This is a genomic window from Nocardioides sp. NPDC057772, from assembly GCF_042798075.1.
Classification (GTDB): domain Bacteria; phylum Actinomycetota; class Actinomycetes; order Propionibacteriales; family Nocardioidaceae; genus Nocardioides.
In genome coordinates, this window is the sequence record NZ_JBHVKN010000241.1 from 1 (window position 1) to 7331 (window position 7331).

Consider the following 7331-nt stretch of genomic DNA (forward strand, 5'->3'; position numbering starts at 1 on the left):
CATTACCGGATGACCTGCCGATCCCCCACATCGGCACCGCCCCGCCGCGCAGGCGTGTCCATACCGGCGACAGAAATGACGAAGGGCCCCGAGTCAATGACTCGGGGCCCTTCCTGCGTGGTACCCCCGACCGGATTTGAACCGGCGTTACCGCCGTGAGAGGGCGACGTCCTAGGCCGCTAGACGACGGGGGCTTGCAGCGGGTGAAACCTTAGCGAACCGCTTCGGTGACTCCCAAATCCTCCGGAGAGGATCCGCTGGGCTACTAGGACTCGAACCTAGAATAACTGGACCAGAACCAGTCGTGTTGCCAATTACACCATAGCCCATCGCCTTGCTGGACTAAACCTCACAAGGACGATCCGGCCCAGGGGATTTCTCCCTCGAACCGAGAGGAAACATTACCGGCGAGGGCCCTCGGCGACGAAATCGGCACGCCCACTGTGCCCGACTCAGGGCCTCTTCGTCGTGGTCGAGAGGCCTGCTGATCGCGCCGCCCAGACGGTCAGAGCGAGGAAGACACCCGACTGGACCAGCGTCACCGGGATCCGCCACCACGAGCCCTCGGTGGTGTTGAGCACCGTCGAGATGTCGCCGAAGGCGACCGCCATGCCGAGGCTGACGAAGTTGTTGAGGACGTGCAGCGCGATGCCGGCCTCGATGCCGCCGGTGGCGATCACACAGATGCCGGCCACGATCCCGAACGCGAACCGGTCCAGGAACAGCGGCAGATCCTGGGACCCGTGGGCGAAGGCGAACAGCAACGCGGTGATCGTCACCGAGACGGTCCGTGCCCAGGCCATCCCGCCGAACAGCGAGCCGAAGGTCTGGAAGATGTAGCCACGGAAGAGGTATTCCTCCCCCGCCGCCTGCAGCGGGGTGAGCAGCACGATCACGAGCACGAAGTCGCGCATCGTGCTCGTGTAGGGGTTGAGCGTGCTCGGGCCGAGGTCGTCGCCCGGGATCGGCAGCCGGGAGGCGATGATGATGGTGACCACCATCGTGACCGCCGCGATCCCGAGGCACTGCAGCAGCCACGGCCAGCGGATCCGGCGCTCGACCGAGGCGAGCCACCCGGGCCGCAGCCCGTGCAGCCCCCAGCACAGCAGCATCGCCGCCGGGATCGCCCCGGCCAGCGACAGCAGCAGGAAAGCCAGCGACTCCGGCGTGACGTTCTCCACGTCGGCCACCCGGGCCATCCCGGTCTCGACGTCGTCGCCGGCGAGCACGAAGAAGACCTCGAACCCGGCCAGCACCACGGCCGGCGAGACGAAGAAGACGCACAGTCCGATCAGGATGAGTCCGACCAGGGGTCGCCCCCAGCCGCTGCGCCCGCTGCGCTGCACCTCGTAGTACGCCAGTCCCGAGGGCGGCTCCATGACCGTGCTCATCCTGCCCGTCCTGCCACGTTCAGCTCCTCCCGAGAACCGCCTTCAGGCGCCCCAGCGTACGCTCCCGGCCGAGCAGCTCGATGGATTCGAACAGCGGCGGGCTGATCCGCTTGCCCGTCACCGCGACCCGCACCGGGCCGTACGCCTTGCGCGGCTTGAGCCCGAGGCCGTCGATCAGGGCCGCGGTCAGCGCGTCCTGGATCTCGGCCGTCGACCACGTCGAGAGACCCGAGAGAGCGTCGTACGAAGCCTGGACGACGCCCAGGCCCTCCTCGTCGAGCAGCTTGGCGGCGTCTTCCTCGTCGAGGGTGAACTCGGCCTCCGGGACGAAGAGGAAGCGCAGCATGTCGGAGGCCTCGCCGAGCTTGTTGATCCGCTCGGCGACCAGCGGCATCGCCGCCTCCAGCATCTGCGCGTCGGCGTCGTGCACCGGGTCGCCGATGACGCCGTCGGCCTTGAGGTAGGGAATCACCCGGTGGGTGATCTCCTCGACCGGCAGCAGCCGCATGTGGGAGGCGTTGATCGCCTCGGCCTTCTTGATGTCGAAGCGGGCCGGGTTCTTGACGACGTCGGAGATCTCGAAGGCCTCGACCATCTCCTCCATGGTGAAGATGTCGCGGTCGGCCGCGATCGCCCAGCCGAGCAGCGCCACGTAGTTGAGCAGACCCTCGGGCAGGAACCCCTCCTCGCGGTACTTCAGCGCGTGCGCCTCCGGGTCGCGCTTGGAGAGCTTCTTGTTGCCCTGGCCCATCACGTAGGGCAGGTGACCGTACTCGGGCGCACGCTCGGCCAGGCCGATCTCGACGAACGCGTCGAAGAGCGCGATCTGGCGCGGGGTCGAGGAGAGCAGGTCCTCGCCACGGAACACGTGGGTGATGTTCATGGTGGCGTCGTCGACCGGCGCGGTGAGCGTGTAGAGCGGGTCGCCGTTGGCGCGCGCGAGCGCGTAGTCGGGGACGTGCTTGGTCTCGAAGGTCACCTCGCCGCGGACGAGGTCGTTGAAGGTGATCGAGCCGTCGGGCATGCGGAACCGCGGCACCGAGGAGCGGCCCTCCGCCTCGTACGCCTTGATCTGGTCCTCGCTCAGGTTGCGGCAGTGGTTGTCGTAGCCCTGAGCGGGCGCCTCGCCCTTCTCACCGGCGGCCTTGGCGGCCTTGTAGGCGGCAAGCCGCTCCTCGTAGCGGGCGGTGGTCTCCTCGCCGGTGCAGTAGCACTCGTAGACGTAGGAGGAGGCGCGCAGGCGACCGAGCGCGTCGGCGTAGATCTCCGAGCGCTCCGACTGGCGGTAGGGGCCGTAGGGGCCACCCACCTCGACGCCCTCGTCCCAGTCGAGGCCGAGCCAGCGCATCAGGTCGATGAGCCCGTCGTAGGACTCCTGGGTGTTGCGCGCCTTGTCGGTGTCCTCGATGCGGAAGACGAAGGTGCCGCCGTGGTGGCGGGCGAAGGCCCAGTTGAACAGGGCCGTCCGGACCAGGCCGACGTGGGGCGACCCCGTCGGCGAGGGCGCCATCCGGACCCGGTAGTCCTTCGGGTCGATTGTGTTGTTCAACGCTGTGCCACCTTGTTCGTCAGAGCTCCGAGCCCTTCGACGAAGATCTCGATCTCGTCGCCGGGCTCCATGGGGCCGACACCCTCGGGGGTGCCGGTGAGGATCACATCGCCCGGCAGCAGCGTCATGACGCTGGTGATGTGGGCGATCAGCTTCGGGATGTCGTGGACGAGGTCCTTCGTGGACCCGTCCTGGACGACGTCACCGTTGAGGAATGTCTGGATGCGTACGCCGGCAGCGAGCTGCTCGAGCTCGACCTCGGTCTCGATCCAGGGACCGAGCGGGCAGAAGGTGTCGTAGCCCTTCGCCTGGGAGAAGTGCTTCGTCCGGCGCTGGACGTCGCGGGCGGTCACGTCGTTGGCGACCGTCATCCCGTAGATGACGTCCTTCACCTTCTCCTGCGGGACATCGCGGCAGATCCGGCCGATCACGATCGCGAGCTCGCCCTCGAAGTGGAGGTCCTCGACCCCCGCGGGGCGCTGGATCGCGTCGTCCGGCCCACAGACCGCGGTGTTGGGCTTGATGAAGAAGAGCGGCTCCTCCGGCACCTCGTTGCCCAGCTCGGCGGCGTGCTTGGCGTAGTTGCGGGCGACCGCGACCACCTTGCTGCGCGGGATCACCGGCGCGAGCAGCTTGACGTCGTCGAACTTGTGGACCTGATCGGTGAGGTTGATGCCCGAGAACAGCGGGTCGCCCTGGAGCGCGACGACGGTCGCGTCCTCGCTGAGCTGGCCGTAGCCGTCGAGGTCCCCCATGACGACGCCGAACTGGGGCTCGCCACCCTTGGTCGTGAATCTGGCGATGCGCACAGGCTGAGCCTATCCGGACCCGTCGCCACGATTCACTTCACTATGCGCCGCCTTCGTAGGCTTGTCCGTCGTGGAGGTGCTGTCGCGTTCGGAGTGGACCGCTCGCGCGGCCGCCCACCGCGAGCGCCTGGCGCCCTATGTCGAGCCGCATCTCGCCCGCCGCGGCGCCCGGGTCAAGCACCCGGTCAACGACTTCCTCTTCACCTACTACTCCTACCGCCCCGCGCAGCTGCTGCGCTGGCACCCGGGGTTCGGGGTGACCCTGTCGGACGCCACGGAGTACGCGGATCTGCGCGGCTATTCGAACGGCACGGTCTCGGCGGACTTCCTCGCCGACAAGCGCCTGCTCGTCGAGACGCTGCTCAAGCTGCTTCGGGCGACCGCTTCGCGCGACGGCCATTTCGGCTGCTTCGGCCTCCACGAGTGGGCCATGGTCTACCAGCTGACCCCGGAGCAGGTACGCCACGCCGACTGGCCGTTGCGGCTGGGGACTGCGGGCACCGACCGTGTGGTCGAGTCCCACCGCATCGCGTGCAGCCACTTCGACGCGTACCGCTTCTTCACTCCCCCGGCGCTCTCGCTCAACACGCTCTCGCCGCGGTCGGACGACCGTGCGGACTTCGAGCAGCCGGGGTGTCTGCACGGCAACATGGACCTCTACAAGCACGCCTTCCGGCTCTCGCCGCTGGTCTCCTCCGACCTGGTCGCCGACTGCTTCGAGCTCGCCTGGGAGATCCGCACGATGGACATGAAGGCGGCCCCGTACGACCTCGCCGAGCTCGGCCTCGCCCCGATCCGGATCGAGACCGCCGCCGGCAAGCAGGAGTACGCCGCCGCCCAGCGCGCCTTCGCCGAGCGGGCCGCTCCGCTCCGGGAGCGCCTGATCGCCGAGTGCGAGCGGCTCCTCGAGGCGTAACGGACGTCACACGCAGTGGGCGGTGTTGCCGCCGTGACCTCGGTCGCCGGGCTACGTTAACCCCATAATGGCCATTCTTCCCCGCCCTCGACGCACTGCCGCCTCGATCGCCACCACGGTCGGCGCCGCGGCGGGGAACGTCGCACACTCTTTCCTCTACGGCGGGCTCGCCGACGTCCGACCGATGCCGCGCACGCTGATCGACGACGGCACCCGGCGCGAGCTCTACCACTACCGTCCGGTGGCGGGCGAGACGCCCGAGGGAGACCCCGTGCTGCTGGTGACGCCGTTGGCGGCGCCGGCGATCTGCTACGACCTGCGGCGCGGCTGCTCGGTCGTCGAGCACCTGGTGGAGACGAACCGGCCGACCTATCTGGTCGAGTACGGCGAGGTGAACTTCGCCGACCGCAGCCTCGGCATCGAGCACTGGATCGCTCACGTCGTGCCCGAGGCGATCCGGTCGGTCTCCGAGCACGCCGGCGGTCGGCCGGTGCACGTGGTCGGCTGGTCGCTGGGCGGGATCTTCACGATGCTCACCGCCGCCGACTCCCCCGACCTCCCGATCGCCTCGCTGGCGGTGCTCGGCTCGCCCTGCGACGTACGTCAGGTGCCGCTGATCGCGCCGCTGCGGCCGCTCCTCAACCTGCCGCCTGGCAACCTGGTCACCACCGCCTACCAGGCTTTCGGCGGCGCCCCGAAGCCGCTGGTCAGGTGGGCTTTCCAGCTCTCCTCGGTCGACAAGATGTTCACCAAGCCGGTGGCGAAGCTGTCCAACCTGGCAGACCGCGAGTTCCTCGCCCAACTCGAAGCGGTCGACCGCTTCACCGACAACATCATCGCCTACCCGGGGCGTACGTTCGGGCAGCTCTACCACCACTTCTTCCGCACCAACGCGCTCTTCAGCGGGCAGATCGATCTCGGCGACGGTCACAGCGTCTACCTGCGCGACGTCAAGCAGCCCACCCTCGTCGTCGCCGGCGCCAACGACGGCATCGGCCCGGTCGCCTCCGTCCGCCCGTTGGTCGACCTGCTCACCGGCGCCGAGGAGCTCCGCTTCGAGATCGTCCCCGGTGGCCATCTCGGTCTGCTCACCGGTCGCGCCGCCCGGGAGACCACCTGGCCGCTCCTCGACGAGTGGTTCGCCCAGCACGACTGAGCCTGGTTGTCGGTGGCGGGTGGCAGGCTGTGCGCCATGCCGAACCCACCCGTCGAGGCGAGCGACACCGGCAGCCGGGTCAGCGGTCGGCGGAGGCCTCGCGGACGGCTTTGGCCATCGAGATGCCGGCGGCGATCAGACCGAGGCCGGCGACGAAGTCATCGGTGTCGCGTACGTCGTCCTCGATCGCGCCTGCCGCGGCCGCCTGGAGGTGGGTCTGCTCGTCGACGGCGTGACCGTAGACGAAGTGGAGCAGGGTGCGGGCAGCGGTCGGAGCGAGGTCGCCGAGGCCGCCGTCGTTCAGCGCCGCGACGAGGTCGTCGTAGGGCTGGGTCGCGCCCAGTCCGAAGGCCCACACGGTCGCGACCACCTCGGCGCCGTCACGGTAGGCCAGCAACGAGTCGCGCAGGTCGGTGCAGATGCCGGTGACGCGTACGTCCCAGGCTCCCGCCTGCTCGTGCCGGCCGCGCAGCAGGATCTCGTCGGCCACCGCGGCCAGCAGGGACTGCTTGTTGGCGAAGTGGTGGTAGAGCGCGCTGGGACGTACGCCGAGCTCGGTGCCGAGGCGGCGCATGGTCAGGTCGGCGAGACCGTAGTCGTCGAGGACCTGCAGCGCGCGGGCGACGACGTCCTCGCGGCGGTATCGCATGTTGCTCCCAGGGGCCGGGTGATGGGACGAAGTGGACGAAGATGTACGTCGACCTTAACCTGAACACCGTTCACCTGACCAAGGTTCAGGTCTGAGTACGCAGGAGCGAGTATGACCGAGTCCCCCACAAGCACCGATGAGACCCCCGCGGCCACGTCGTCGCGTCTCGACACCACCGACCTCGCGCTGATCGCCGCTTTCGCGGCTCTGATCGCGGTCTGCTCCTACCTCGCCGCCATCCCGATGGGCGGCGCCGGAGTGCCCCTGACACTGCAGGGATTCGCGCTGCTGCTCACCGGTGCCCTGCTGGGCCCGCTGCGCGGCACCGCGGCGGTCATGCTCTACCTCATCCTCGGCGTCGCCGGCCTGCCCGTCTTCGCCGGCCACGCCTCCGGCCCCGGCGTCTTCGTCGGGGTGACCGGTGGCTACCTGTGGTCGTTCCCGGTCATGGTGCTCGCCGTCGGCCTGCTCGTGAAGTACGTCCTGCGCGCGCGCCGCACCAACCCGCTCCTGGTTTTCGCCGCCTGCGTCGTCGGCGTCGTGATCAACCACGTCGGCGGGATCATCGGGATGGCCATCGTGCTCCGCGTCGGCCTGCCCGAGGCGGCGGCGTTCGACGCTCCCTACTGGATCGGCGACTTCATCAAGGCCGCCGTGGCCGCGGTCGTCGCCTCGCAGGTCCACCGCGCCTTCCCGAAGCTGCTCGGCCGACGTGCCTGAGATCCGCTTCGAGGCCGCCGGGGGGCGGGTGGGGTGCCCCGACCACGGCGGCGCACGCACCCACCAGGAGCCCACCCCACAATCGCTGACCCAGCAGCGCCACCGGCTCGTGGGCAGCCAAAGTTGGGGGCAGTCGCCCCA

General features: G+C 69.0%; 7 protein-coding genes and 2 tRNA genes. 3 read left to right on the top strand and 6 right to left on the bottom strand.

Annotation, left to right across the window (positions count from 1 at the left end; genetic code table 11):
- Positions 1 to 118: 118 nt before the first annotated feature.
- From ACFVJS_RS24905 to ACFVJS_RS24925, 5 genes are all read right to left on the bottom strand, one after another.
- Positions 119 to 194, bottom strand: a tRNA-Glu gene (locus ACFVJS_RS24905).
- Between the two features lie 63 nt (positions 195 to 257).
- A tRNA-Gln gene (locus ACFVJS_RS24910) sits at positions 258 to 329 on the bottom strand.
- Between the two features lie 123 nt (positions 330 to 452).
- Positions 453 to 1391, bottom strand: a complete 939-nt coding sequence (locus tag ACFVJS_RS24915; protein WP_378886042.1) for a CPBP family intramembrane glutamic endopeptidase — start codon at positions 1389 to 1391, stop codon at positions 453 to 455.
- 19 nt (positions 1392 to 1410) lie between these two features.
- Entirely contained in the window at positions 1411 to 2901 is a 1491-nt protein-coding gene (gltX, locus tag ACFVJS_RS24920) for a glutamate--tRNA ligase (RefSeq protein ID WP_378886053.1), read from the bottom strand.
- A 35-nt stretch (positions 2902 to 2936) separates the two neighbouring features.
- Positions 2937 to 3749 carry a fumarylacetoacetate hydrolase family protein gene (locus ACFVJS_RS24925; protein ID WP_378886043.1) on the bottom strand — a complete coding sequence of 271 codons (813 nt, stop codon included), beginning with the start codon at positions 3747 to 3749 and terminating at the stop codon, positions 2937 to 2939.
- Positions 3750 to 3810: 61 nt separating this feature from the next.
- On the opposite strand from ACFVJS_RS24925, the gene ACFVJS_RS24930 reads away from it, so the two are divergent.
- Positions 3811 to 4665, top strand: a complete 855-nt coding sequence (locus ACFVJS_RS24930) for a 3-methyladenine DNA glycosylase (protein WP_378886045.1) — start codon at positions 3811 to 3813, stop codon at positions 4663 to 4665.
- Between the two features lie 67 nt (positions 4666 to 4732).
- A complete protein-coding gene (locus tag ACFVJS_RS24935) occupies positions 4733 to 5821 on the top strand; it encodes an alpha/beta fold hydrolase (protein WP_378886047.1) in 1089 nt (362 codons plus the stop codon).
- 79 nt (positions 5822 to 5900) lie between these two features.
- Here the strand turns inward: ACFVJS_RS24935 and ACFVJS_RS24940 are convergent, their stop codons facing one another.
- The gene (locus tag ACFVJS_RS24940) at positions 5901 to 6470 is read right to left on the bottom strand and encodes a TetR/AcrR family transcriptional regulator C-terminal domain-containing protein (RefSeq protein ID WP_378886049.1); all 570 of its coding nucleotides are present in this window, start codon (positions 6468 to 6470) and stop codon (positions 5901 to 5903) included.
- 111 nt (positions 6471 to 6581) lie between these two features.
- Between ACFVJS_RS24940 and ACFVJS_RS24945 the strand changes: the two genes are divergently transcribed.
- The gene (locus ACFVJS_RS24945; protein WP_378886051.1) at positions 6582 to 7190 is read left to right on the top strand and encodes a biotin transporter BioY; all 609 of its coding nucleotides are present in this window, start codon (positions 6582 to 6584) and stop codon (positions 7188 to 7190) included.
- Positions 7191 to 7331 lie beyond the last annotated feature (141 nt).

Coding starts and splice junctions, on each gene's coding strand:
- ACFVJS_RS24915 (WP_378886042.1), bottom strand. CDS start 1,391: ATGAGCACGGTCATGGAGCCGCCCTCGGGACTGGCGTACTACGAGGTG.
- gltX (WP_378886053.1), bottom strand. CDS start 2,901: ATGGCGCCCTCGCCGACGGGGTCGCCCCACGTCGGCCTGGTCCGGACG.
- ACFVJS_RS24935 (WP_378886047.1), top strand. CDS start 4,733: ATGGCCATTCTTCCCCGCCCTCGACGCACTGCCGCCTCGATCGCCACC.
- ACFVJS_RS24940 (WP_378886049.1), bottom strand. CDS start 6,470: ATGCGATACCGCCGCGAGGACGTCGTCGCCCGCGCGCTGCAGGTCCTC.
- ACFVJS_RS24945 (WP_378886051.1), top strand. CDS start 6,582: ATGACCGAGTCCCCCACAAGCACCGATGAGACCCCCGCGGCCACGTCG.